Origin of the sequence: Vibrio sp. B1FIG11 (assembly GCF_905175335.1) — a bacterium.
Classification (GTDB): Bacteria; Pseudomonadota; Gammaproteobacteria; order Enterobacterales; family Vibrionaceae; genus Vibrio; species Vibrio campbellii.
Genome location: NZ_HG992751.1, coordinates 2,563,756 through 2,589,554, shown reverse-complemented (window position 1 = coordinate 2,589,554; position 25,799 = coordinate 2,563,756). Strand labels below are relative to the sequence as shown.

Below are 25,799 nucleotides of genomic sequence, written 5' to 3'. Positions count from 1 at the left end.
AACCATAACTTAACGATGGGAAACAGTAGGGTGATGATATTTTCTTCAGTAATTGCGGGGTTCTGGCAAAGATTAGAGGGAACAGGCTCGACAATTTTGTTCTAAATGGTGCGTTCACTGTGTAAATCGTTTTGCTCCTCACATACGTGTATAGAGTCTTTTATTGCTAAAATTATCATTAGTGGTTTGCGAACGGATAACCTCATGATGGGTAAAGTACTTTGTATCGCTCTGTTTCTTTTGTCTTTTTCATTTTCCACTCCTGCTTTGGAATTGTCGCCGCTAAGGGCCGAGCCTTATGTTGGGGATTTGGAAGTGTTGAAGGAGAAAAAAGCCGTTCGCATTCTCGTCTCTGCTGATCTCGGTTTTTACTACGTCCAAAACGGCAAGCCGAAAGGCATCATCTCTGAACTCATTCATGAACTTGAACGCCACTTGCACAAGAACAACAAGGCGATAAACATTCAGGTGATTCCTGTAGCGAGAAATGAGCTCATCCCCAAACTGATCGCTGGGTATGGTGACATCATCGTGGCGAACTTAACCGTCACCAATGAGCGTAAAGAGCTGATCGCATTCAGCGCGCCATTACGGGAAAACGTCTCGGAAATCATCGTAACTAACGGCAAGCACTCAGACATAACAACCATTGACGAACTGAGTGGGTTAGACATCTGGGTAAGAGAGAGCTCCAGCTATCACAAGAGCTTAACGAAGGCGAACAACTACTTAAGCATCAAAAAGAAGCCTCTCATCAATATCATGTTTCTTGATGAGATCATTCAAGACTATGAGATCCTTGAGATGATCAGCGCTGGCTTTATTGATGTCACCGTGCTTGATCAGCATAAGACGGGCATGTGGGGCAATATCTTCCCTGATGTCATTTTCCATGATCAATTGACGGTAAGAAACAATGCGCAAATTGCTTGGGGAATAAGAAAAGACTCCCCGCAACTTGAGCAAGCGGTAAACAAGTTCATCAAGCAAGTCAGGATTGGCACCTTATTCGGCAATGTGGTCAATGAAAGGTATCTAGAAAACGACAAGTGGTTAAAGAAGTTCCTCAAGCGAGAGAATGTTACACGCGCTAAAGAGCTCTGGGATATCTTCTATCTTTATGCTCAAGAGTATCAGTTCAACCACTTATTGATGATGGCGCAAGGCTTTCAAGAGTCGGGGTTGAATCAGAATGTTATCTCGCACAAAGGTGCCGTGGGCATCATGCAAATATTACCGACCACAGCAAGAGACAGAGCGATAAACATCTCCAATATCTACGAAAAAGAGCCCAATATTCACGCGGGCTTGAAATACATGCACTACCTGAGGAAGTACTTTTTTAACGATGAGGCGATAAGCGAAAGCGACGTTATTTACTTCTGTCTGGCGGCCTACAATGCAGGGCCCGGCAACATCAGAAAGATGAGAAGAATCGCAGAAGAAAAAGGCTATGACCCAAATGTATGGTTCGATAATGTGGAAGTGGTGACGCGACAATACATAGGGATGGAGCCAATACGCTATGTGACTAACATTAACCGCTACTTCATTGCGTATAAGCTTTTAGAGCGATTGAACAACCGCCGCAGTGAGCTTGAGCCTTACCTTCATCCACCTTACAAACGTTCTGCGATTAAGCTCTATTATTAGTTCGCAATTGTACGCTTGCCTTTTCCTGACTCGAATACATTCAGGTCGAACTGATGGACTTTAAACTCGCGGCTCTCGAAATCATTAACGAGAACCTCCCTGTCGAGTGCGCAGGGAGGTTCTTTGTATTGCTCAATATGCTTTATAGGTCAAAGCGATCGTTATTCATCACTTTCACCCACGCGGCCACAAAGTCTTGCACAAACTTCTCTTTGTTGTCGTCTTGAGCGTAAACCTCAGCGTAAGAGCGAAGTACGGAGTTAGAGCCGAACACCAAATCCACGCGTGATGCTGTCCATTTTGTTTGGCCAGAAGCACGCTCACGGATTTCGTATTGGTTGTCTCCGGTTGGATGCCATGTGTAGCTCATATCGGTGAGGTTGACGAAAAAGTCATTGGTCAGAGCGCCGACGTTATCGGTGAACACACCTTGGCTCGTACCTCCATAGTTCGTGCCGAGAACGCGCATACCACCGATAAGCACTGTCATCTCGACGGCGGTCAATTGCATCAACTGGCTGCGCTCCAGTAAGAGCTCTTCCGCAGTGACCACATAATCGGATTTCAGCCAGTTGCGGAAGCCATCATGAATGGGCTCCAGCACATCAAATGAATCCGCATCCGTCATGGCATCCGTGGCGTCTCCGCGACCTTGGCTAAATGGTACAGAGATGTTCATCCCCGCATTCGATGCAGCCTTCTCGATGCCTACGCCGCCAGCAAGGACAATTAAATCCGCCATGCTGATAGGAGAGTGATGCGTCGTGCGAATTGAATCCAGTACGTTGAGCACTTTCTGCAACCTTTCTGGCTCGTTACCTACCCAGTCTTTTTGTGGGGCAAGACGAATGCGAGCGCCATTTGCACCGCCGCGACGGTCAGAGCCGCGGTAAGTACGTGCGCTGTCCCATGCTGTGGAAACGAGATCAGCAATGCTCAATTCGCTATTGAGAATCGCCATCTTCAGTGCATCGATATTGTCTTCAGACAGGTAGTAAGACACCGGTGGCACTGGATCTTGCCAAATCAAACCTTCCGCTGGCACATCGGGGCCAAGGTAGCGAGACTTAGGGCCTAAATCGCGGTGTGTTAGTTTGAACCAAGCGCGAGCAAAACAGTCTTCGAACTCTTTTGGATTATCACGAAAGCGCTCTGCAATCTTGCGATATTCTGGGTCATACTTGAGCGCCATATCCGCATCGGTCATCATCGGATTGTGGCGGATGCTTGAGTCTTCCACATCCACTGGCATGTCTTCTTCTTTGATGCCTATCGGTTCCCACTGGGCGGCGCCAGCAGGGCTCTTGGTGATTTCCCAATCGTAGGTGAACAGCAAGTGGAAGTAGCCGTTATCCCACTTCGTTGGATGCGTCGTCCACGCGCCTTCAACGCCACTTGTGACGGTATCACGTCCTATGCCTCGAGAGGTCTTATTAAGCCAGCCAAAACCTTGGTCTTCAATTTCTGCGCCTTCAGGCTCTGGCCCAAGTACCGAAGCATCGCCATTACCATGAGCTTTACCCACGGTATGACCGCCAGCGGTTAGTGCAACGGTTTCTTCATCGTTCATTGCCATGCGCGCAAAGGTGACTCGCATGTCGTGTGCGGTTTTGAGTGGGTCTGGTTTGCCATCGACGCCTTCTGGGTTCACGTAAATCAAGCCCATCATCACCGCGGCGAGTGGGTTCTCAAGATCGCGCTCGCCAGAGTAACGGTTATTCTCACCGCCGCTCGGTTGCAGCCACTCCTTCTCTGCGCCCCAGTAGATGTCCTTTTCTGGGTGCCAAATGTCTTCACGACCGCCAGCAAAACCGAACGTTTTAAAGCCCATCGATTCATAAGCCATGTTGCCAGCAAGAATCATTAAATCGGCCCAAGAGAGCTTATTGCCGTATTTTCTTTTGATTGGCCACAATAGACGTCGTGCTTTGTCGAGGTTGCCGTTATCAGGCCAACTGTTGAGTGGCGCAAAACGCTGGTTCCCTCGGCTCGCACCGCCACGACCATCCGCAATTCTGTACGTACCTGCTGAGTGCCACGCCATGCGAATCATCAAGCCACCGTAATGGCCCCAATCCGCTGGCCACCAATCTTGGCTGTCAGTCATCAGATCTTTCAGGTCTTTTTTCACTTCATCAAAATCGAGCGAGTTAAATGCATCGGCATAGTTAAAGTCCGCGCCCATTGGATCGGTCTTATGATCATGCTGGTGAAGAATGTCGAGGTTGAGGCTTTTCGGCCACCAATTGAACTCGCTGGCTTGTTGGTTAGTATTCGCTCCATGCATAACAGGACATTTGGAGTGATGGTTTTTGTCGCTCATCTCTTGCTCCCTGACTGGGGGTTAGTGTCCTGAAAGTTTAGTTATGGGTTACGTATTTCGCCTTCGTGGTTTCGCTCTATTTTTCAAGGTTTTGGTCAAAAGATGATCCGCGTCATCCTTATCCCATTTAACAGTATTTGATGCTAAATAAGTTCAGTTCTTATCCATTAAAAATCGAAATAATCGGTTTCTTACCGAAGAGTCTAAACTGCGCTTTTTAAGAAACGTACCTGTGTAAATCATGTTGGCTTTCATTGAACTTGTTCTAACGTCATCACACTTCTCGGACGAAGTGGTTTAAGTTTTGGCCAAAAATCGTAAGGCTGTATTCAGCAGAGTGAATCGAAGAAAGTGTGATGTATCGATTTACCGAAAAGGATTTACCACTGTCCCACTCAATATGAGAACGGAGCAAGCAGCGTTGCTCGGGTGCTCTAAAGTCGAGAAGTAAAGGATGAGAAGCAAACAAAACAAAGCGGTATTGTGCGCGTTTGTATCAGGCAGCCTGTTTGGTGCCGCCCTGGTCATCGCCATGTATATCCAGATTTGATGCGGTTTTGGCGAACGTGTCAAAACTGAAAAATCAAATTGTACAAGGAGTAGGGTTGTTTTCAGCTCTGCTCCTTGTTAGGTTAAAAGGCATGAAAACGACATTTACTCCTTCATCAAACTTCTTCTGGTGGCGCTCTAATTAGAGCGGCGCGGAATCCTGACATTCTTACGCTGCTGGACGGTAGCTAAGCGTGTCTTGTCTTTTTTATCTCCAGTAGCGATCTAAATTTATTCGGAGATAAGTTATGAACACCACACAAAATACCCAACAACGCGAAATCATTCTTACTGGCGACCGAGCGACAGGCCCATTGCATTTAGGCCATTACGTTGGTTCTCTGCAACAACGCGTTGCGCTGCAATCTCAACATGACCAAACCATTCTGGTTGCCGACATGCAGGGCTTAACCGATAACGCGCATAACCCTTCCAAGGTTTCCTCCAATATCTTAAACGTGGTGGCCGATTATCTCGCTGTGGGCATCGACCCGATTCAAACCACCATCTGTTTACAATCTCAAGTGCCAGCGCTTGCTGAACTGACCATGTATTACAGCAACTTGGTTTCGATCGCGCGATTAGAGCGTAACCCAACCGTAAAAAATGAAATTCAAAACAAGGGCTTCGAACGTTCGATTCCAACTGGCTTCCTGACTTACCCAATCTCGCAAGCGGCCGATATCACTGGCTTTCATGCAACCTTAGTCCCTGTTGGTAATGATCAACTGCCGATGCTAGAACAAACCAATGAAATCGTAAGAAAGATAAACCATCTTGGCGGAAAAGAGATTTTGAAAGAGTGTCGTCCGCTGCTGAGTGACGCGCCACGTTTGCCAAGTACTGATGGCAAAAACAAGATGTCGAAAAGCATGGGCAACGCCATTAACCTAGGCGCGACAGAGAAAGAAATCTCAGCCGCCGTGAAGTCTATGTACACCGATCCAAACCACTTACGCATCGAAGACCCAGGCCAAGTAGAAGGCAACATCGTGTTCACTTATCTGGATGCGTTCCATACCGATAAAGCGTATGTGGAAGAGTTAAAAGCGCACTACCGTCGTGGTGGATTGGGAGACGGCACAACCAAGAAAGTATTAGAAGAGTGCTTACAAGAAATGCTGCGACCAATCCGAGAAAAACGTGCGATGTTCTTAGACGACAAAGCGCAGCTGATCGACATACTTAAACAAGGCAGCCAACGCTCACGTGAGAAAACCGAACAAGTTCTGTTTGATGTGAAAGGCGTATTCGGTTTGAACCTGTTCTGAAGTCGCTTTCGGTGACAGCGAGCTCTGCATAAGCTCCAGCTCGCTGTCGCTAGATTCCTAGTCGCGCCTAGGCTTGCTGGAATGACCCGTTTGAGATTTGGGCGATGGTTTATTGGGACTTAACTCGCACTGAGACTCGCAACTGCGTCATTTCCTAGAGTGGAGAATGAGTGAGTAGGGAATCTCTTGGTTATCCTTACACCTCAATAAACAAGTGAGTGATTAACCCGCGAAGAACTCACGACGAAAATCCGCAACCTCTTGTTGGTAATAACGTTGCCACTCGGAATCTGACCAATTCGCGTGGCTGGTGGCTCTTTGCGACGCCAGCCTTGATTCTAGTTGCTGCAACTCACTTTGATAATCGCGTACTTGCTGCTTTTGCTCTGTAATTTGCTGCTCTCGGGCGACTATCTCCTCACTCTCTTGCTCAGAAAGGTAGCTCTGTTGAAATGTCTGAATCAATGCCTCACGTTCTGATTCACTTACGCCGTCAGGAATCAATGCGACCGCACGCTCATACTTGGCTTGGTGGCTCTCTAACCCCAACGCGGCCTCACTGCCTTGCCACGTTTGGAGCAAATCCTCGTAGGCTTGTACATAGTCTTGAGCTGGAGTTGAAGCCAATTGCTCGGCTTGCAAACTAAAATCGTACAGCGCGAATTCATCAGCAAAAATCACTTCTGCCAGTTCACCCCAAATCTTTTTTGCTTCTGATTTGAGAAGCGCGATACGAGACGCCAACGGCTGTTGCTCATCAAATAACAAATTTCCCAAGCTTTGCTGCCAAAGGCTATTGAGCTGGTGGTAATTCGCTAGCAGGGCAAAACGCTCCGCAGACAAATGTGCTTCAAGCTCAGCCAATTGAGATTCGCAGTTGTGGTCAGACATACACGTATGCCAAAACACCTCAATCTCTGCTTTGAATGCTCGTCCTTTTAGCTCAGTAAAGCGCTTAGACATGGCCTCAATCGGAGAGGGCGTCTCGCTGGCTTTCGGTACTATGACCTTACCAGTCGACTGACTCACCCCTAAAGAGGCTCCGTCGTTCGTTTGGGGTTCAGAAACCTTTTCCAATGCAGAAGATAACGGCAATAAGCTTCCACTCTTGCCTCCATTGGCTGAAAACCAAATTGTGCCCGCCACCACAGCGGACACAGTAATTAACGCGATTGGCTTCATGGCTTGAGCACTGTACTAACTGGGAAATGGTCCGACAGATTGTAATGCTTCCATAGACTTGCTGCCGTTGAGCGTGGCACATCTACACGGTTATCGTTAAACGACTTCGCGCCATATTCACTACTCACCATCACGTAGTCGAGGTACTCCACATTGTCGCCACCAGATAACGCTTTGCCTGCAAAGTTGTTAATGCGCGGGTCAAACGTCGACGCGGTATAACCAGAATACTCAGGCTCAACCGCGCTGAGGTTCGCGATCATCTGTTGGTAATCACCAGGAAACTTCAACTTATTCACATTAAAGTCGCCGCTGTAAACCACGGTTTCATTGGCTGGGATATTCAAGGATTTAGCCATCGCACGCATCTGCTTGAACTGACGCTGACGATGCTCACGCGCGATGTCGGTATCAGAAGAGGCGGCATGAGTAGCAAAGACATGGTAAGCCTGACCACCTTTAATGATCTCCGCATAATTTATGCCCTTGTCGGCGAAGCAGTCAGTACTAGAACAATCGGGAAAGACGTACTGCGCCTGATTCACGATAGGGTAGCGGCTTACGATCGTCACGCCGCCGTCATGAATGTTGAAGCCATCCTTATCCAGCATTTTGGTTTGATATGGGTATTCTTTAGCAAGCTCACGCAAAAACGCCTCTCGACCATCCGCAAACACCTCTTGCAGCGCGACCACGTCGTAGCCTTTCACGTATTCAGGAATCAGCTCGTATCGGTCACCAATGTGAGAAGCTACTGCTGGTAGTGCCCAAATGTTGTAAGTCACCAACTTAAGGTGTTGTTCGTTGTCATCGGCAATCTCATCGACCTTGTTCGGCGTGATGGTGTAATACAAGTCATCGTAGCGAGCGGTTTTGTTGGATTTAAAAGCCAGCTCGGTTGTACGAGTACCAAATGCATCGGTCGCAGAGCGGTGGATGTTGCGATCCTCTTTTAATGCCAGAACCACATCGGCAGCGGTTACACCATATTTTATGGTGGAGTTATACCAATGGCCGTCCATCACTTGCTTTAAAGTAATGCTTTCACCCAAGGGGTTAGAAACAACGGTCTCGAAGCGATACTGCTGACCGGTTCGAACGCCTTCCCAGCGGTTAAAACTTAAAATTGATTTGGTTTCCCACGGGCCAAGTACTTGCACATGTTGTTGCCACTCTTCGCCGTATTCCAATAAGTCACTGCCTTCGTGAGTGACTTGAATCGTTAAAGGTTGGTCCGAGTTATTCGTTAGGTATATATCGGTATCTGCGAAGCTTGGCAGTGCTAGTAAGCCACTTAGCCAAATAATCCATTGTGTTAGTTTCATCTGTCTGTCCATATGTCGAATTAGAGTTATTATTCTTATTGATAATTATGACTAGCACGTTAAATATGGATGACAGCAAACCGCACGTCGGACTTTGATAATAAGTTGTGATCTTTGTTTTGTTAGAGATGTAATATCGAGCATTTTGTTTACCCGATGCTGCTCTCTATCTATATGAAAATAAACGATTGTCACCACAAAAACTTCTTGTGAAAAATGAGAATGTTTACCGCGTATAAGCCTGATTGAATGTGATACCGTTAGCGTATGTATCGGTTGGAATACCGCCGCTATTTGCGATGGTTTTTCTCACTGAGTAGTACACATACAAGGTTTTACTATGAGAGTTTTTGGACACATACCCGATACCGAAATCGGTGACATGTTTGAAAATCGAGCGGCGTTAGCCAAATCTGGCATTCATCCTCCAACGCAGGCTGGTATCAGTGGTGGCGCTAAAGAAGGCGCTGATTCAATCGTGCTTTCCGGCGGTTATGAAGACGACGAAGATTTTGGCGATGTCATCATCTATACCGGAGCTGGCGGTCGTGACGAAAACACCAATAAACAAATTGCCGATCAAAAATTAGAACGCACCAACCTCGCTCTAGCTAGAAACAAGCTAGAGGGTTTACCCGTCCGAGTTACTCGAAGTCATAAACACCAAAGCCATTATTCTCCTGCTAAAGGTTATCAATATGCGGGCTTATATCGCGTTCAAGATTATTGGTGTGAGCAAGGGTTATCCGGCTTCAAAGTATGGCGTTATAAACTTGTCCAAGTTGATTCGGAACCTGCGGCAGAAGTGCAAGACGCAACCAAAGCACGTTATGAGGTAACGTCTCGTCAAGCAGTAACGATCAATAAGATCGTGCGTGATTATAGAAAGGCAAAGCAGGTGAAAGACTGGCATCAATACCAATGCCAAGTATGCGGCTTAGCCATTGATACTGGAGCAGGGTACTACGCAGAAGCTGCCCATATTCAACCGCTGGGTGAACCGCATCGCGGACCTGATGTGGTCGAAAACATTCTGTGCCTATGTCCAAACCACCACGTGATGTTTGATAACGGTGTGTTCTCAATCGCAGATGACTTCACGTTGATTGGCCTGAAGGGGCAATTAACACTGAACAAGAAACACAAGATTGAACAGGCGTTTCTTCAGTATCACCGTGAGCATTATTTTGAGATTTAGTTACCAACCATGGGCGACTAGTTTTTGTTAAAGTAGCAAAGAAAAAATCTGGAATGGAATCTTAGTATATGGAAATCACATGCCATTGCGGAAACATCGTTGTTCAAGCTGAGGTTCCGAAAGAAATAGCATCATGTAATTGCTCTATCTGCCGTCGATATGCGGCTTATTGGGCGTATTATTCCCCTGAGCAAGTTTCGGTTCGCTATGTGAAAGAGTCTTCGGTGTTTTACATCTGGGGCGACAAGGAAGTTGAGTTTCACCGCTGTAATTTATGTGGGTGCATGACTCACTATGTGACGACAGAAAAGTGTGACGTTGATGTTGTTGCCATCAATATGAGGATGGCAGAAGAGAAAATCTTGCAAGATATTCCGCTGAGACTCATTGATGGTAAGCGTTATTAACCGAGAGCCAGACACACCGTCTGGCTTTTTTATGATTAGATTTTATCTTTGATATTTCAGTCAGTTGCGTAACGTTTTCGTAGAGAGATAATCGGCATATTTAGTAATTAGTTTATAAATTAGAGCATAAAATCTATTTCCTGAACTGACTTCATAAATTTTATGCAACTGAATTCACCATTCTGATTGTAAGGAATATAACAGCGGCCTCAATTATTAAATCAATCAATGAGTGTCGTTATGTCTCATACCCGTCTATTCCCACGTCATCGCTTGGCGCTAGCTTGTATGCTCGCCAGTGTTTCCAGTTTCTCATTTGCTGAAGAGCAGTGTGAAGTCCCTGCGCTTCAGCAAGCTCCGGATCTTGCATCTGCTGTCTCTGCTGCCACTTATCATTGTTACGAATCTTGGTTTTCTGCCCCTGCTGATTCTTTAAATGATATCTACAGTGAAGCGAGCTTAAGTCGCATTCAGACCGCTCTGAATCGAGCCATTGCAAGTTATCAAGGTGAGGCAGAGCAAGCACGCCAATTGGAAAACCTGGGTGAGTTCGTACGCGCGGCTTATTACGTTCGCTACAACGCGCAACAGCCTGATTATTCACAAGGGCTGAGTCAAGGTTTTGCCCAATCGACGAATGCCTTCCTTGCTAACCGCCATGCGTTAGACCAAGGGCGTGAGCAAGTCGGTGCAATGAAGAGTCTGACTTTGATGGTCGACAACGTGAAGCAACTGCCGCTCACGATGGAATCTCAACTTGCAGCTCTTCGCCATTTTAACCCACAAACTGAGCAAGATACGCAGTGGGTCGATGGGTTGAATAACCTCTTTCGTGCTATGTCTGGCCATGCTGTGCGAGACGATTTTTATCGCTACATGGCAGACCATAATCAGCATATAGAAGTACTGATAAAATTCGCTCAGCAAAACGAGTGGGCACTGGATACCGACGCGAGTTTTCTGGTGTATAACGCGGTGCGTGAAGTGGGTCGTCTGCTTGCCAGTCCTTATTCTTCAACTCGTACTGCGGCATTGAGAGAGATGCAACGAGTGATGGAGCAATACCCGCTGGGTAGCAAACATGACAAGCTATGGTTAGCCGCGGTTGAGATGATGGGATACTACGCACCAGAAGGTTTAAACGGTCTGGACTTAGACCAAGCCAAACGCGATCTGGCTGCACGTGTTCTGCCGAATCGGTATGAGTGTGATGGCCCGGCAATCATTCGTTCGCAAGATTTGACTCAAGCTCAGGCCGTGGAAGCGTGTGAGGTTTTAGCAGCGAAAGAGGCGGACTTCCATAAAGTGGCAAATACAGGTCATCAACCGGTAGCAGACGATAACAATGAACGAGTAGAAGTGGCGGTGTTTGCTAGCAAGACGAGTTACGCGGACTACTCATCGTTCTTGTTTGGCAATACCACCGACAATGGCGGTCAGTATCTGGAAGGTAACCCAGCAGAAACAGGCAACGTGGCGCGCTTTGTGGCTTACCGTTACAACAATGGTGACGAGCTTTCTATTCTTAATTTAGAGCATGAGTACACCCACTACCTCGATGCGCGATTCAACCAATATGGCTCGTTCGGTGATAACTTGGAGCACGGTTACATTGTATGGTGGCTAGAAGGTTTTGCGGAATACATGCATTACAAGCAAGGCTACGATGCGGCGATTGGCTTGATTGCAGAGGGCAAGATGAGCCTGTCTAAGGTGTTTGCGACCACTTACTCTCACGATACTAATCGCGTTTATCGCTGGGGCTATCTCGCGGTGCGCTTTATGTTGGAAGAACATCCGCAAGAGGTGGAGAGTTTGCTTACGCTCTCTCGTTCTGGTCAGCTTTCTGAGTGGGCTAGGCAGGTCCGATTGCTGGGTGAGCAAAACGATGGTGAATTTGAACGCTGGTTAGATTCCGTTTCTAATGAGCCTGAGCCACCTAAGCCGAACCCTGACCCAAATCCGGGCGAGCCGACGGAGCCTTCTGACCAAGTTATTAAGCTTACCGCGAACCAGAGTGTGGTGCTGAGCGGTGCGGCTTACAGTGAGCAGTTGTTCTACGTTGATGTGCCTGAATACACGACTCACTTCGAAGTCGAGATCCAAGGCGACGCTCAAGGTGATGCAGATTTGTACATGAGCTTTGAGCAAGAAGCGCATTACTACGATTTCGAATTCAGCCAATATGGCGTGGGCAGCAATGAGATCGTGACGTTTGAGCCAGAACCATCGGGTTACATTAAGCCAGGCCGTTATTACCTGAGTATCACAGGTCGTTCTGAATTTAATACGGTGACGCTAAAGGCCTCATTGGAAACTGAGGCGCCAACACCAACAACGCCGGAGCGAGATGATTTAACGCCTGTAGTATTGGAATCGGGTAAACCGCAGACGCTCAAGGTACTCGAACGACGCTATGCGGCGGTTTATGTACCGCAAGGCGTTCAAGAAGTACGAGTGTGGCTAACGGATACAAACGGCTACTCTGACAATGGCGATGTGGACTTGTACGCGAGCCGAGCTTACTGGCCAACCGCAGATCAGCATGAATACTCATCTAACTACACAGGCAGTAATGAGTTTCTGCAAATTCCAGTGACTGAGGCGGGCTATTTGCACTTCACGTTGGATGCGCCGCAACAAGGGGATGAAGTTGAGATGATGGTTTACTTTCACTAACCGTTACTCTGAACAAGTATCGATGTAAAACAAAGCCGGACACTGCGTCCGGCTTTTCGGTTTAGATGTCTCTATGCTCAAGGCTTTGGTCTGTTTAGATTGAGCTCTCGATTTTTGTCTTTCTAGTGACTTTCGCCTTTTTAGTGACTTCGCCATCGGCAGAATAGGCCTGTTTGCCGGCTATGTAGGTTGCTTCGACGTTTCTCTCATCGCCTAACATCATTAAAGCAAAGAGCTTATCTTCCAAGCTTTTGGAGTGCTGGAAACGCAGCTTCTGCAAGTCTGTTGCCGCCCAGTTGAGGACAACGAAATCAGCTTCTTTTCCTGCTTCAAAATTGCCTATCTTGTCATTGAGGCTAAGCGAGGTCGCACCGCCCAATGTCGCTAAGTAAAAGCCTTTAAACGCAGAGAGTTTCTTTCCTTGTAACTGCATGATTTTATAGGCCTCATTTAAGGATTCTAACTGAGAAAAACTGGTGCCTGCGCCTACATCGGTGCCCAAGCCAACGCGTACACCTTTCTGCTCTGCTTTTTCTAAATCGAATAGGCCACTACCGAGGAATAGGTTGGACGTAGGGCAAAAGGAAATGACGGAATCGGTACGCTGAAATGCACTCCATTCTTTGTCGGTCAGGTGAACGGCATGGGCGAAGATAGAACGCTTGCCAGCTAAGCCGTAATGTTCGTAAACATCGAAGTAGCCCTCACGGTCGGGGAAGAGCGACTTCACCCATTCGATTTCATTTTTGTTTTCTGACAAGTGGGTATGCACATAGACATCTGGATACTCAGCTTTGAGTTTCCCAGCAGCCGTTAATTGTTCGGGCGTCGAGGTAGGGGCAAAGCGTGGAGTAATGGCGTATTGCAATCGTCCTTGGTTATGCCATTTGTTGATCAGGCTTTTGCTTTCTTGATAGCCCGTTTCAGGTGTGTCGAGTAGGTAGTCTGGCGCGTTGCGATCCATCATGACTTTCCCCGCAATGATACGCATGTTCTTATCTAAAGCTTCCTCAAAAAGCGCTTCCACCGATTGAGGGTGAACAGTGCCAAACACTAATGCGCTGGTGGTGCCATTTTTCAGCAGTTCATTGATAAAGAACTGAGAGATGGCTTTGGCGTGGGCTTTGTCCTCAAACTGTTTTTCCGTTGGGAAGGTGTAGGTTTCTAACCATTCCAGCAGCTGCTCGCCATACGCCGCAATCATCTGAGTTTGTGGGTAGTGGATGTGTGTGTCGATAAAGCCCGGCACGATGAGTTTTCCCCTGTGATCGACAATCTCTTTGTACTGTGTCGAATCGCTTTCACTGAACGCTTTGATGGCTTTGATATGACCATCTTCAATCACTAATAAACCGTCTTCAAAATACTGATAGGCATCGGGAAGGTGTTCAACTTTGGCTGGATCGTTGATGAAATGTAACAGGCTAGAGCGGATTGCGGTGATGTCCGCCGCCGCTTGCGAAGAGAAGAAAGCCGTACCGAGTAAAGATAGAAGGATCGCGTTTTTGTTCATAAGTCACTCCATTGAATCGTTTAAAAATCCATGGTTTTTGACTTATCAGAACAAGTCCTTGTCAATAGAGTGTAACAACCGAAAACCATTAAAAGCACAGTCACTACAGCGAGATGTGTGCCAGATGTGTGTTTGCGTTCTCAGGGCAGACAGAATGGGGCTCGGCGGAAAGTGGCGTAAGGTGAAAGTAGGTACTCACGATCCATGATGGTGAAGAAAAACAAAGGTTTGAACCGAAGTGGTGCATGCGATGCTTTGCTAGTAAATGACCTTGGGCTGCAATAAAGTTGTCATGTTTGGGCTATAAGTTGTGCGACGTAAATTGGCGATGCCAAATGAATAAGCTGAATTGATCAGCGATTTGGCGAACAACTTAACCCGTAGATTGGAGAACCATGTCAAGAGCAGTAAACCCAGCTGATGAAGTGATCATTAAGCTGCTACAAAACCAAGGCTTAATCAAAAGCGAAGCTGAGGCTCGTTTAAAAGATGAGGTGTACCGCTTGCACCCGCATGAAATTGAAAAAGTAAAAAACTACGATCAGCACTTTGGTATCAACGCTAAAGAGAGATTGATTGATGAGATCTTAGATCTCCGACGTGAAGCATTGATCAAGAAAATATCCCGCCCAGAGGCTACGGCTAGCCAGTAAATGGCTTTAAACGTGTCAAGGCATTTGATCTCCCCTTAGTGTGTAAAAGTAAGTAAATAAGAGGCACAAAGTGGGTGAGTGGTTTGACTCTTATTGAAAGTCGTTTTAGTTTTCGAACCAATCAATCTTTGTCATGAATGAGTGTAGATAGCGGGATATGGATTCAATCACACAAGCAGCATTAGGGGCGACCGTTGCTGGCGCGATCGCAGGTAAACATTGCAATGCCAAGGTATTGTTGATGGGCGCGGCTCTCGGTACCTTGCCAGACCTGGATGTGATTCTGGACTACGGTGATGCGGTTCAGAACACGATTAAGCATCGTGGCTTTACGCACTCTTTATTGGTATTGCCTCCGTTTGCGTTGCTGATTTCTTGTCTTTATTGCCGCTGGCGACCTGATTCGTTCTGGACACTATCACGAGTGTTTTTCCTCACCGTCAGTGTACTCGTGACGCATACCTTACTGGATGCAATGACGACGTATGGCACTCAGCTTATTTGGCCATTTGAGGGCTATTTTGAGCTACGGAACGTGTTCATTATCGATCCGCTTTACACCTTGCCGCTGTTGCTGGCGATCGGTGTGGCACTGTTTTCTAAATCTCGCGGTGGACGCTGGTGTCAAAGCGTGGTGCTTATCTCCACACTTTATCTCGGTTGGGGATACGCCTCTCAACAAATGGTTGCGTCTCGTGTTGAGCAAAACTTGGCTGCGCAGAACTTACCGAATCAGCAAGTGCTGATTACACCAACGCCGTTTAACACGTTTCTATGGCGCGTGCTGGTGATGGACGATGGCCAATATTACGAAGGTTTAGCGTCGGTATTAGACAGTGATCAGCGCATTGATTTTGTCACGCATCCTCTTGGCAGTTGGCCGATGGCAGATAAGCCGGACACGCTGAAAGGATTAAAGGCTTTTTCTCACGATTACCTCAACTATCGCGTGGAAGATGATGCTCTGATTGTGACGGACTTGCGTTTGGGTATGTCTAACAATCTGTCGTTCGAGTTTATCTTTGCTGAGAAAGGTGAAGATGGGCAGTGGCAGCTATTAGAGTCGACCCAGCGTTACCCAAGTGAGCGCCGTTTAGATTTGCTCGGTCAGCTTTGGGAGAGACTGAAGGGTGACCAGAGTATTGATGCGAATCTACAGCGTATGGAGTTGAGTGCACGTTCTTAGTTTACGTGTATGAGATCCCCAACTCGCTCGTGCCTCGCTCTTGGGGATGAAGATACGAGTGATGGGAGTGACGATGTTGATGTTGTGAGATGTCTTAAGTGTGTCACTCCCGAAAGCGAAGAAGGAGCGCAGTCGTGAATCTCTTGCCAACACAGAATTACAGTGAGTACTGGATTAGCTCCAGAAAAGAAGCCGGACGCGATGTCCGGCTTTTTGGTATTTAATTAACGTCGGGCTGCAGCCTATGCCGCTAACACTGGAACGCCACTGTGGAATTTGAAATCTTCATCCGGTGTCGAAATTAGCTCAGCTTCAAGGCGGCCAAACTCCGCGACGCGCTCGCTAATGTCTTTGCCTGCGATTTGCTCTGCCAAAATTAAGTAATCTTGGTAATGGCGTGCTTCTGAACGCAGCAGAGAAACGTAGAACTTCGCGATGTCGTCGTCCATATGCGGAGCCAGTTTTGCAAAACGTTCACAAGAGCGAGCTTCGATGTAGGCACCGATAATGAGCTTATCAATCAAGGTTTCAGGCTCATGCGTCTTCATTTCAGAAATTAGCGTTTTCGCGTAGCGGCTTGCTGGAATGTTCTTGTATTCCACGCCACGGCTTTCCATGATTTCTAGCACTTGATAGAAGTGGTGTAACTCTTCTTTGATCAGCAGAACCATTTTGTCGATCAGATCTTGGCTGTAAGGCGAGTCTGATTTAGCGATGATGGCTTTAGAAATATTGCTCTTACCTTTCAGAGTCTCAAGGGAACCTGTCTTACGGTACGCGAAGTCTTCATAAGGTTTGAACCAATCGAGTAGAGCGTGTGAGCTGGCTTTGTCTACGGCGTATTTACGGATAAGGAACATCGCGGATTGGCCGGCTTTCAGTTCACACAGTAGATGGTCTAATAAAATGGTTTGAAGGTTTTCAGGCTTCTTTGCTTCCTCAACCCATTCATCTGGGGTGCTGCATTGCAAGAATTGGTTAATTGGAGCAAGAAGGTCCTGATAGGCGTCGAGATTAATCATTTTAATTTTTAATACTTTACATTTAAATTTCGGTTTATCCAGCCAGCGTCTTTTCAAAGGGATAAGACACAAAAAAGGCTGCAAACGCAGCCTTTAATCGGATAGGGCGGAAAGCTTGTGGAGAGTTTACCACTTTTTCTTCTCGCCGAAGAGCGCATCCATATCACTGTCACGTTCTTTATCGGCAAGTTGCTGCATTTCAGCATCGTTTTTGTCTTGGCGTTTCTTATCTAGGTCACCAAGCATGTCTTCAAGTTTTTGTTTCGCTTGAATCGAGTATGCGTCGTTTTTGGTGCTGAGCGCATCGATGCCTTTACGAAGCAGCTGTAGGGCAGTGCCAGGCTGACCGCGGGAAATGGAATCGTTCGCACGTTTGATCACGTTCTCGATGTTGATGCGGATTTGCATCGTTTCCAGACGTGCATTTTCCGTTACGTAAGTTTGTGTATCCAAACGGCCTTTGTTGTGTTCGTTACGAACCGTATCACGCAGACGTTTAACCAGTTTTAGCATTAGGATTGCTTGCTTGTCGCTGCTTGGCATTTTGAACGTCGTACTTTCGCCGCTTTGATTACTTTCTTTAAGTTGAGTAATTTGCTGCTTCATGTTCTCGATGCGTTGGACAAGCTGTTTGTTTTTTGGATCCAGCTCGCGCATGCTTTCAAGAGCATCAAGAATGCGATTGTTTAGGCACAGCAGTAGGTCCTTGCTGAAAGGAATATGGTGAGCGTGACCAATAAGCTCTTCGGTACCGTCAATCAGTGTCACGTAACGAGCAGACTCCTGTCTTTTCGCGGTCTCTACTTTCACCTTGTACTGCAACATGATGTTGTACCCAAGGATCAAGACCAGTAGAACGGCTACCAAAATGACTATTAAACCAGTATTCATATCTTTGCGTCTGCTTTTTACTTTTGTATGACTAGCGATAGAGAATACATGAATCTTCTCTCTCTCGGCACCCTATTTATTTGATTATTTTGCCCCAAACACGTTTTCCGTCGGATTTAAGCAGAGAATACGGTGAGCTGTATAAAAAAGCGGATTTTAAAGGTTCAACTTTGTGCATATGAAGGCGAGATAAATGATTAGCTATGAGCTTGAGCTATAAGTTAGAAATTACTGTTCATTTAGTTGCTAACACGTTATAACTAATCATTATATCTACTCTGGCGAGTAGGCAAGATAAGTATGACGTTATTATCTCAATCAATGAGTAAGGGATTACGATGAAACTGCAACAACTGAAGTATATTGTTGAGGTTGTGAACCATAATCTGAATGTGTCTGCGACAGCAGAGAGTCTTTACACTTCTCAGCCGGGCATCAGTAAACAAGTCCGTTTGTTGGAAGATGAACTGGGCATTCAGATCTTCGAACGAAGTGGTAAACACTTAACGCAGGTGACACCGGCCGGTGAAGAGATCGTGCGAATTTCTCAAGAGATTCTGGCGCGCGTGGAAAGCATCAAAGCCGTGGCAGGTGAGCACACTCACCCAGAAATGGGCACGCTGAACATTTCTACCACGCACACCCAAGCTCGTTACGCACTTCCTGACGTAATCAAAGGCTTTACGGCTCGTTACCCGAAAGTATCGCTGCACATGCACCAAGGTACGCCTTCACAAATGTCTGAAGCGATTGCCAAAGGCACGGCGAACTTTGCGATTGCAACAGAAGCGCTTCATCTCTACCAAGATGCCATCATGTTGCCTTGTTACCACTGGAATCGTTCTATCGTGGTACCAAAAGATCATCCATTGGCGAAGAAAGACGTTGTCACGATTCATGACTTGGCGGCTTATCCGCTGGTGACTTACGTGTTTGGCTTTACTGGTCGTTCTGAGCTGGATACCGCATTTAACCGTGAAGGTTTGACGCCACGTGTGGTGTTTACCGCAACGGATGCCGACGTAATCAAAACTTATGTTCGTATGGGCATCGGTGTTGGTGTGATTGCGAGCATGGCGGTGGATGAAGACCAAGACGGCGATTTGGTTGCCATTGACGCAAGCCACTTGTTTGGCGCAAGTACCACAAGCATTGGCTTCCGCCGTGGTACCTTCCTGCGTTCTTACATGTTCGATTTCATGGAGCGCTTTGCTCCACACTTAACCCGTCCTGTGGTTGAACAAGCGATTTCACTGAAGTCGAACTCAGAAATTGAAGAGATGTTTAAAGACATCGAACTTCCGGTTAGATAACACTTCATTGCTGTTTCGATTCCCTCTACAATGCGCTCGTTGTAGGGGGAGCTATGAAAACGCAATTTCAATTTATTAATGACTGCTTAATCGAAAATCAATCGTTGTGGCGATTCGATCCATTTCAAAGCAGCCTTCACGCATCGTTACCTTGGCAAGCGCAACATCCTCAGTTGTGCCAGTGGTTAGCGTCTCTTACTCCTTCTCAAATCGAAGAATACAAAGCAGAACCTGAGCTCGCTTTACAGGCACTTAGTCCTTTTTTGCCAGAACTTGAAACGCTCGCTGAACTGACGCATTTAGAACCTCTAGCGTTAAACGGCTTAGAGCTTGCTCGCGGGTTAGACAGTGGCATTCCTGGCCGTAAGTTAGAGCAAATTAGTTCTATGGGCGAAGCGGCGATTCAACATCATCACGGTGAAGAATGGCTAGAGTGGTGTTCAGGTAAAGGGTACTTGGGACGCATCCTGACAACGCAAACCGATCAGCCTGTTACCAGTTTTGAATACCAACAAGCGCTGTGCGACTCGGGGCAACAAGCGGCGAATGAGCATCATTGGAAAATGACTTTTATTCAAGGTGATGCGTTCAATAGCCAAGCCAAAGCGGTGTTTAAGCCAACTCAACACGCAGTAGCATTGCATGCGTGTGGTGATCTTCATGTTCGTTTGATGCAGTACGGCAGCGAAAACGGCATTGCTGCGATGACAATCTCGCCTTGTTGTTACCATTTGATTCAGTCTGAGCAGTATCAGCCGATGTCGGAGCAGGGCAGAGCGTCTTCTCTCTCGCTGTCTAAGCAAGAGCTGCGTATTCCGCTGCAGCAAACTGTGACGGGGGGTGAACGTGTACGCCGTCATCGTCAGCAAGAAATGGTGTTTCGTTTAGGGTTTGATTTGATCACGCGCCAAGCTTTGGACATGGAAGGATATCAGCCAGTGCCAAGCATTCGTAAGTCGCAATTAAGTGATGGCTTTGAATCGTTATGTCGCTGGGCAGCGGAACAGAAGGGCATCGATCTTGCGCAAGAAATCGACTTCGATCATTTTGAAAAGTTAAGCGAACAGCGCTTTTGGCAAATGGAGCGTTTGAGTCTGGTCCAGTTGGTATTTCAACGTCCGTTGGAGATTTGGCTCGCTTTAGATAAAGCACTTTATCTTGAAGAACGTGGTTATCGTGTTAGATTGGCAGAGTTTTGCGCTAAATCTGTCACACCTCGAAACATTTTAATTTGCGCTTATAAGATTTAGATCTTTTTTATAGCTAAATGCTCTATGCAAAAAAGCCCACTTTTCAGTGGGCTTTTGTAAACAAAACGTGACAATTTATGCGTTATTTTGTCATTAGTTGAACATTGCAATAGCTTGCGTTGGTTCAACGTATTCTAGGTCAAAGCTCTCTGCGACTTCTTTGCAAGTCACTTTACCGTGGATAACGTTTAGGCCTTCAAGGAAACCTTTGTCTTCTAGAAGTGCTTCACGGTAGCCTTTGTTTGCTAGCTTCACGATGTATGGAAGCGTCGCGTTGTTCAGTGCAAATGTTGAAGTACGAGCCACTGCACCTGGCATGTTTGCTACACAGTAGTGAACCACTTCGTCAACGATGTAAGTTGGTTCTGCGTGCGTTGTCGCGTGAGAAGTTTCGAAACAACCACCTTGGTCAATCGCTACGTCAACGACCGCCGCGCCTGGCTTCATCTTAGCGATGTGCTCTTTTGTTACCAGTTTAGGTGCTGCTGCACCTGGGATTAGAACTGCGCCGATCACTAGGTCTGCTTCTAGAACATGCTTCTCGATAGCGTCTTCAGTAGAATAAACCACTTTAGCGCGACCTTGGAATTCTTCGTCTAGTTTACGTAGTGTATCTACGTTACGGTCTAGGATAGTCACGTCTGCACGAAGACCTACAGCCATACGAGCTGCGTTCGCGCCAACTACGCCACCGCCAACTACAACAACTTTCGCAGGCTCAACACCAGGTACGCCACCTAGTAGTAAACCACGACCGCCGTGCGATTTTTCCAACGTTTGCGCACCTGCTTGAATAGACATCCGACCTGCCACTTCCGACATTGGTGCTAACAGTGGCAAACGACCCATATTATCTGTTACAGTCTCATACGCTATACAGACAGCTTTGCTCTTGATTAGCTCATCAGTTTGTGGAAAATCTGGTGCAAGGTGTAAATAGGTAAATAAAATCTGCCCTTCGCGGAGCATTGCTCGCTCGACAGCTTGGGGTTCTTTTACTTTTACAATCATATCTGCTTTCGCAAACACGTCTGTAGCAGTAGGAAGAATGGATGCGCCTACAGCGATGTAATCATCGTCTGAAAAACCAATGCCAGCACCTGCATTGGTCTCAACTAAAACTTGGTGACCATGTGAGATAAGTTCTCTCACGCTAGCTGGGATCATACCCACACGGTATTCGTGGTTCTTGATTTCCTTAGGTACGCCAATGATCATCCTGTGTCCTCTTTCTAAAATGGTTGTATTAACTGTTTGTAGGGTGTTATTGTCGAATTAATATCTAGTATAGATGTTGATTTGTAATATTTGGCACCAAATATTAAAAAGTTGTAGTATATTTTTTTGCAAGGAAGTAATAAGGTGGAATAAAAAATGGCAGAGAACTATAAGAAGCCGTCCAAGGAACTAGACCGTATCGACCGCAACATTCTTAATGAACTGCAGAAAGACGGTCGTATTTCGAACGTTGAACTTTCAAAACGTGTAGGACTATCTCCAACGCCGTGTTTGGAGCGTGTGCGTCGCTTAGAGCGTCAAGGTTACATCACAGGGTACACTGCGCTATTAAACCCGCAGTTCCTAGATGCATCACTATTGGTATTCGTAGAAATTACGTTGAACCGTGGTGCGCCAGATGTGTTCGAGCAGTTTAACGCAGCTGTTCAAAAACTAGACGACATCCAAGAATGTCATCTAGTGTCAGGTGATTTCGACTATCTTCTAAAGACACGTGTATCTGATATGGGTGCTTACCGTCGACTACTGGGCGATACGTTACTGCGTCTTCCAGGCGTAAACGACACACGCACCTACGTCGTTATGGAAGAAGTGAAGCAAACTAACCAGCTTGTGATTAAAACTCGTTAAATTCTTGCAAAGAAAGCGGTAAATGCTTCCGCTTTCTCCATAGAGTAATTGGGTTTTTCTCTTTGATATGGTTAAATCAATTTACCGAGCGGCTTTGTGCCGCTCGGAATGTTTTGCTTATTCCTAATTCATTTCCATATTCAAGTTGATTTATGTTCAAAGAGAACGCAAAGAAAGTCGAAACCATTATCAAAACCAGTGAAGAGCCTCAGTCTTCACGTCTAAATGGCTTCCAACGCTTAAAAGAGTGCTGCTTTATCGTTGGCGTTCTTAGCTCGGTATTGTTGGCCGTTGCACTATTTACCTTTAGCCCAGCCGATCCGTCTTGGTCCCAAACGGCTTGGGGCGGAGAGATCAATAACGCTGGTGGCTTGTTCGGCGCTTGGTTAGCTGACACGCTATTCTTTACCTTCGGTTCCCTCGCGTACCCATTGCCGTTCCTGCTGACGGCAGGTGCATGGGTGATTTGCCGTAAGCGCTCCGCAGACGATCCTATCGACCTTATGTTGTGGGGTACTCGTCTATTAGGTTTAGTTATCCTTATTCTTACCAGTTGTGGTCTTGCTGATATCAACTTTGACGACATTTGGTACTTCTCGTCTGGTGGCGTTGTTGGTGACGTGCTAAGTAGTCTGTCTCTACCCACACTGAATGTGCTGGGTACAACGCTTGTACTTCTTTTCCTATGGGGAGCAGGCTTTACTCTATTTACGGGTATTTCTTGGTTGAAGATTGTTGAGTGGCTGGGTGATCGTGCACTCGGTGCTGTTGCCGCTGTTACAAACAAAGCTCGTGGCACTGAACAAGAAACGCTTGAGCCTCAGTTGGATGAGTTTGCAGAAGACCGAGTGATGAGCAAGCGTGGTAAAGAGGAGCTGGAAGATGAGTCTCTGCCGCACCTTACTGCTTACGAAGTAGAAGAGCCGAAAGAAGAAGCGCCTGCACATGAATACCCGATCTACATGCCACAATCGGCGGTAGAGCAATCTAACGTAGACAAATCGAAACAGCAGCCAGCAGCGCAACCTATTGCGCAGCCAACGCAACAAGCGGCAGCTGTGAACGCAGCGCCGATTCAGGCTCCAGTTCAGTCTCAAGTCCAAGAGCAAGCTCAAACTGTTGAGCCTGTTCGTTCCGTAAACACAGACAATGTTGACCCAACGGTTGAGCGCACTAAGCAGCTGAACGTCACCATTGAAGAATTAGAAGCCGCAGCGCAACAAGCCGATGATTGGGCTGATGAAGCGCCGCAAGTTCAAGAAGCACAAGAGCCTGCTGTTGCTTCTATTGCGGCTCAGCCTGAAGTAACGCAGCCTGTTTCTCAAGAAGTGGTTCCTCAGCCTGCTGTTGCTCAACAAGAGGTTGGCCAGCAAACTGCTCATCAACCGGCAGCGCCGCAAGAACCGTTTGTGCAGTCTGAATCAAGCGTTGTGGAATCGTACGATAATGAGCCAAGCTACGATGAGTATGCTCAGTTCGAAGCAGAGCAGGCTCAACAGGCGCAAGTTGCCCAAGAGCAAGCGCCAGTTCAAGCGCCGATGGAACACGCAGAACAGCCTCAAAACGAAGAGCCTGTGATTAACGCTGCAGCACTGGATAACATTGTTGAGCAAACTGAGCCAAGCCAGCACATCGAGCCAACTATTTCGAACTTCGATGTTGTAGATGAAGAGGATGACTACCAAGCGCAGCAGCCTGTTCAACAAGCTCAGCCTACTTATGTAGAGCCGCAACAACCCGTTTTTCAGCCTCTACAACAGTCTGTACAAGAACAACCTATGCAGCAGCAAGTCGCACCGCAACCACAATCGGTAGCGCCGGCGCCTTCTGCTACGTTTGAACCTGCACCTCAAGAAGCCGAGGTAGAAGAGGTTCAAGACGGCGATCAAGATGTCGCAGCATTCCAAAACTTGGTATCGAACGCTCAAGCGAAAGTGGCTGCTCAGCAGAACCCATTCTTGGTGCAGCAAGAGCAAAACTTGCCAGTACCAGCAGAACCACTACCAACGCTAGAATTGCTTTACCACCCAGAGAAGCGCGATAACTTTATCGACCGTGATGCTCTGGAAGAGGTGGCTCGTTTGGTTGAAACCAAACTTGCAGATTACAAGATTAAAGCTGATGTAGTCGGTATTTACCCAGGTCCTGTTATCACTCGATTCGAGCTTGATTTGGCGCCGGGCGTGAAAGTAAGCCGCATTTCTGGCTTGTCTATGGACTTGGCACGTGCGCTGTCTGCAATGGCGGTACGTGTAGTAGAAGTGATTCCGGGCAAACCTTATGTCGGTCTAGAGTTGCCTAACATGAGCCGTCAGACGGTATTCTTGTCTGATGTAATCAGTAGCCCTCAGTTTGAACAAGCAACGTCACCAACAACGGTCGTTCTTGGTCAAGATATCGCCGGTGAAGCGGTGATTGCCGATATAGCGAAAATGCCTCACGTACTGGTAGCGGGTACAACTGGTTCTGGTAAGTCAGTAGGTGTGAACGTGATGATCTTGAGTATGCTTTACAAAGCATCGCCAGAAGATCTGCGTTTCATCATGATCGACCCGAAAATGTTGGAGCTTTCAATCTACGAAGGTATTCCTCATCTACTTTCTGAAGTAGTAACGGACATGAAGGACGCGTCTAACGCACTACGTTGGTGTGTGGGCGAGATGGAACGTCGTTACAAACTAATGTCGGCATTGGGCGTACGTAACGTGAAAGGCTTCAACGAGAAGCTTAAGATGGCTGCAGACGCAGGTCACCCAATTCACGACCCATTCTGGCAAGAAGGCGACAGCATGGACACTGAGCCGCCATTGCTTGAGAAACTGCCTTATATCGTTGTGGTTGTCGATGAATTTGCCGACCTAATGATGGTGGTAGGTAAGAAGGTTGAAGAACTGATTGCTCGCTTGGCGCAAAAAGCGCGTGCAGCAGGTATTCACTTGATCCTTGCGACACAGCGTCCATCGGTTGACGTTATTACCGGTCTGATTAAAGCGAACATCCCAACGCGTGTGGCGTTTACTGTATCTACGAAGACGGACTCACGTACTATCCTTGACCAAGGCGGTGCAGAATCGCTATTGGGTATGGGTGATATGCTTTACTTACCACCGGGCTCAAGCCATACGACTCGTGTTCACGGTGCGTTTGCATCGGATGATGATGTTCACGCGGTTGTAAACAACTGGAAAGCTCGTGGTAAGCCAAACTACATCGATGAGATCATCAGTGGTGACCAAGGTCCAGAAAGCCTGCTTCCGGGTGAGCAGATGGAATCGGATGAAGAAGTGGATCCATTGTTCGATCAAGTCGTAGAGCACGTAGTGCAATCGCGTCGTGGTTCGGTTTCTGGTGTACAACGTCGATTCAAGATCGGTTACAACCGAGCGGCTCGAATTGTTGAGCAGCTTGAAGCGCAAGGCATCGTAAGTGCTCCGGGCCATAATGGTAACCGTGAAGTACTGGCTCCTGCGCCACCAAAAGATTAATGAACTTGTGTTACTCACCTCAGTCCAACT

At 47.1% G+C, this 25,799-nt stretch carries 18 protein-coding genes; 11 read left to right on the top strand and 7 right to left on the bottom strand.

Annotation, left to right across the window (positions count from 1 at the left end):
* Positions 1 to 204 precede the first annotated feature (204 nt).
* Entirely contained in the window at positions 205 to 1,653 is a 1,449-nt protein-coding gene (locus KHO06_RS11940) for a lytic transglycosylase F (protein ID WP_212581643.1), read from the top strand.
* A 142-nt stretch (positions 1,654 to 1,795) separates the two neighbouring features.
* On the opposite strand, the gene katG is transcribed toward KHO06_RS11940, so the two are convergent.
* On the bottom strand, positions 1,796 to 3,976 hold the full coding sequence (gene katG / locus KHO06_RS11935) for a catalase/peroxidase HPI (RefSeq protein ID WP_212581642.1): 2,181 nt from the start codon (positions 3,974 to 3,976) through the stop codon (positions 1,796 to 1,798).
* Between the two features lie 797 nt (positions 3,977 to 4,773).
* Between katG and trpS the strand changes: the two genes are divergently transcribed.
* Positions 4,774 to 5,796 carry a tryptophan--tRNA ligase gene (gene trpS / locus KHO06_RS11930; RefSeq protein ID WP_212581641.1) on the top strand — a complete coding sequence of 341 codons (1,023 nt, stop codon included), beginning with the start codon at positions 4,774 to 4,776 and terminating at the stop codon, positions 5,794 to 5,796.
* A 222-nt stretch (positions 5,797 to 6,018) separates the two neighbouring features.
* Here the strand turns inward: trpS and KHO06_RS11925 are convergent, their stop codons facing one another.
* Complete coding sequence (locus tag KHO06_RS11925) at positions 6,019 to 6,978, bottom strand: chromosome partitioning protein ParA (protein ID WP_212581640.1); 960 nt, start codon at positions 6,976 to 6,978, stop codon at positions 6,019 to 6,021.
* The gene (locus tag KHO06_RS11920; protein WP_212581639.1) at positions 6,975 to 8,303 is read right to left on the bottom strand and encodes a sphingomyelin phosphodiesterase; all 1,329 of its coding nucleotides are present in this window, start codon (positions 8,301 to 8,303) and stop codon (positions 6,975 to 6,977) included. The genes KHO06_RS11925 and KHO06_RS11920 overlap by 4 nt, the downstream gene beginning before the upstream one ends.
* Before the next feature lie 340 nt (positions 8,304 to 8,643).
* On the opposite strand from KHO06_RS11920, the gene KHO06_RS11915 reads away from it, so the two are divergent.
* From KHO06_RS11915 to KHO06_RS11905, 3 genes are all read left to right on the top strand, one after another.
* A complete protein-coding gene (locus KHO06_RS11915) occupies positions 8,644 to 9,501 on the top strand; it encodes a YDG/SRA domain-containing protein (protein ID WP_212581638.1) in 858 nt (285 codons plus the stop codon).
* 68 nt (positions 9,502 to 9,569) lie between these two features.
* Entirely contained in the window at positions 9,570 to 9,908 is a 339-nt protein-coding gene (locus KHO06_RS11910; protein WP_047478898.1) for an aldehyde-activating protein, read from the top strand.
* Positions 9,909 to 10,148: 240 nt separating this feature from the next.
* Positions 10,149 to 12,587 carry a M9 family metallopeptidase gene (locus tag KHO06_RS11905; RefSeq protein ID WP_212581637.1) on the top strand — a complete coding sequence of 813 codons (2,439 nt, stop codon included), beginning with the start codon at positions 10,149 to 10,151 and terminating at the stop codon, positions 12,585 to 12,587.
* Between the two features lie 94 nt (positions 12,588 to 12,681).
* Here the strand turns inward: KHO06_RS11905 and guaD are convergent, their stop codons facing one another.
* Positions 12,682 to 14,100: a guanine deaminase gene (guaD, locus tag KHO06_RS11900; RefSeq protein ID WP_212581636.1), complete on the bottom strand. Its 1,419-nt coding sequence runs from the start codon at positions 14,098 to 14,100 to the stop codon at positions 12,682 to 12,684.
* Positions 14,101 to 14,495: 395 nt separating this feature from the next.
* Between guaD and KHO06_RS11895 the strand changes: the two genes are divergently transcribed.
* A complete protein-coding gene (locus tag KHO06_RS11895; protein ID WP_038889538.1) occupies positions 14,496 to 14,753 on the top strand; it encodes a hypothetical protein in 258 nt (85 codons plus the stop codon).
* Between the two features lie 157 nt (positions 14,754 to 14,910).
* Positions 14,911 to 15,939, top strand: a complete 1,029-nt coding sequence (locus tag KHO06_RS11890) for a metal-dependent hydrolase (RefSeq protein ID WP_212581635.1) — start codon at positions 14,911 to 14,913, stop codon at positions 15,937 to 15,939.
* Between the two features lie 242 nt (positions 15,940 to 16,181).
* Here the strand turns inward: KHO06_RS11890 and KHO06_RS11885 are convergent, their stop codons facing one another.
* Both KHO06_RS11885 and KHO06_RS11880 read right to left on the bottom strand, forming a co-directional pair.
* Positions 16,182 to 16,961, bottom strand: coding sequence for a tRNA isopentenyl-2-thiomethyl-A-37 hydroxylase MiaE (locus KHO06_RS11885; protein WP_005528870.1), 780 nt, complete (start codon positions 16,959 to 16,961; stop codon positions 16,182 to 16,184).
* A 126-nt stretch (positions 16,962 to 17,087) separates the two neighbouring features.
* On the bottom strand, positions 17,088 to 17,852 hold the full coding sequence (locus KHO06_RS11880; protein WP_050918679.1) for a hypothetical protein: 765 nt from the start codon (positions 17,850 to 17,852) through the stop codon (positions 17,088 to 17,090).
* 338 nt (positions 17,853 to 18,190) lie between these two features.
* Between KHO06_RS11880 and cysB the strand changes: the two genes are divergently transcribed.
* Together cysB and KHO06_RS11870 are read left to right on the top strand one after the other, a co-directional pair.
* The gene (gene cysB, locus KHO06_RS11875) at positions 18,191 to 19,165 is read left to right on the top strand and encodes an HTH-type transcriptional regulator CysB (protein WP_005425353.1); all 975 of its coding nucleotides are present in this window, start codon (positions 18,191 to 18,193) and stop codon (positions 19,163 to 19,165) included.
* 53 nt (positions 19,166 to 19,218) lie between these two features.
* The gene (locus tag KHO06_RS11870) at positions 19,219 to 20,415 is read left to right on the top strand and encodes a methyltransferase (RefSeq protein ID WP_212581634.1); all 1,197 of its coding nucleotides are present in this window, start codon (positions 19,219 to 19,221) and stop codon (positions 20,413 to 20,415) included.
* Positions 20,416 to 20,508: 93 nt separating this feature from the next.
* Here the strand turns inward: KHO06_RS11870 and ald are convergent, their stop codons facing one another.
* Positions 20,509 to 21,633 (bottom strand): alanine dehydrogenase, encoded by a 1,125-nt coding sequence (gene ald / locus KHO06_RS11865; RefSeq protein WP_012127601.1) that lies wholly within the window; start codon positions 21,631 to 21,633, stop codon positions 20,509 to 20,511.
* A 156-nt stretch (positions 21,634 to 21,789) separates the two neighbouring features.
* Between ald and lrp the strand changes: the two genes are divergently transcribed.
* A complete protein-coding gene (gene lrp, locus KHO06_RS11860; RefSeq protein ID WP_005528862.1) occupies positions 21,790 to 22,284 on the top strand; it encodes a leucine-responsive transcriptional regulator Lrp in 495 nt (164 codons plus the stop codon).
* A gap of 152 nt (positions 22,285 to 22,436) precedes the next feature.
* A complete protein-coding gene (locus KHO06_RS11855; protein WP_212581633.1) occupies positions 22,437 to 25,769 on the top strand; it encodes a DNA translocase FtsK 4TM domain-containing protein in 3,333 nt (1,110 codons plus the stop codon).
* Positions 25,770 to 25,799: the final 30 nt, after the last annotated feature.

Excerpts from the sequence above, each read along its gene's own strand:
- KHO06_RS11940 (WP_212581643.1), top strand. The coding sequence starts at position 205 with ATGATGGGTAAAGTACTTTGTATCGCTCTGTTTCTTTTGTCTTTTTCA.
- KHO06_RS11855 (WP_212581633.1), top strand. The coding sequence starts at position 22,437 with ATGTTCAAAGAGAACGCAAAGAAAGTCGAAACCATTATCAAAACCAGT.
- KHO06_RS11890 (WP_212581635.1), top strand. The coding sequence starts at position 14,911 with ATGGATTCAATCACACAAGCAGCATTAGGGGCGACCGTTGCTGGCGCG.
- KHO06_RS11905 (WP_212581637.1), top strand. The coding sequence starts at position 10,149 with ATGTCTCATACCCGTCTATTCCCACGTCATCGCTTGGCGCTAGCTTGT.
- KHO06_RS11885 (WP_005528870.1), bottom strand. The coding sequence starts at position 16,961 with ATGATTAATCTCGACGCCTATCAGGACCTTCTTGCTCCAATTAACCAA.
- KHO06_RS11920 (WP_212581639.1), bottom strand. The coding sequence starts at position 8,303 with ATGAAACTAACACAATGGATTATTTGGCTAAGTGGCTTACTAGCACTG.
- KHO06_RS11910 (WP_047478898.1), top strand. The coding sequence starts at position 9,570 with ATGGAAATCACATGCCATTGCGGAAACATCGTTGTTCAAGCTGAGGTT.
- KHO06_RS11915 (WP_212581638.1), top strand. The coding sequence starts at position 8,644 with ATGAGAGTTTTTGGACACATACCCGATACCGAAATCGGTGACATGTTT.
- KHO06_RS11870 (WP_212581634.1), top strand. The coding sequence starts at position 19,219 with ATGAAAACGCAATTTCAATTTATTAATGACTGCTTAATCGAAAATCAA.
- KHO06_RS11895 (WP_038889538.1), top strand. The coding sequence starts at position 14,496 with ATGTCAAGAGCAGTAAACCCAGCTGATGAAGTGATCATTAAGCTGCTA.
- cysB (WP_005425353.1), top strand. The coding sequence starts at position 18,191 with ATGAAACTGCAACAACTGAAGTATATTGTTGAGGTTGTGAACCATAAT.
- ald (WP_012127601.1), bottom strand. The coding sequence starts at position 21,633 with ATGATCATTGGCGTACCTAAGGAAATCAAGAACCACGAATACCGTGTG.
- lrp (WP_005528862.1), top strand. The coding sequence starts at position 21,790 with ATGGCAGAGAACTATAAGAAGCCGTCCAAGGAACTAGACCGTATCGAC.
- KHO06_RS11880 (WP_050918679.1), bottom strand. The coding sequence starts at position 17,852 with ATGAATACTGGTTTAATAGTCATTTTGGTAGCCGTTCTACTGGTCTTG.
- trpS (WP_212581641.1), top strand. The coding sequence starts at position 4,774 with ATGAACACCACACAAAATACCCAACAACGCGAAATCATTCTTACTGGC.
- guaD (WP_212581636.1), bottom strand. The coding sequence starts at position 14,100 with ATGAACAAAAACGCGATCCTTCTATCTTTACTCGGTACGGCTTTCTTC.
- katG (WP_212581642.1), bottom strand. The coding sequence starts at position 3,976 with ATGAGCGACAAAAACCATCACTCCAAATGTCCTGTTATGCATGGAGCG.
- KHO06_RS11925 (WP_212581640.1), bottom strand. The coding sequence starts at position 6,978 with ATGAAGCCAATCGCGTTAATTACTGTGTCCGCTGTGGTGGCGGGCACA.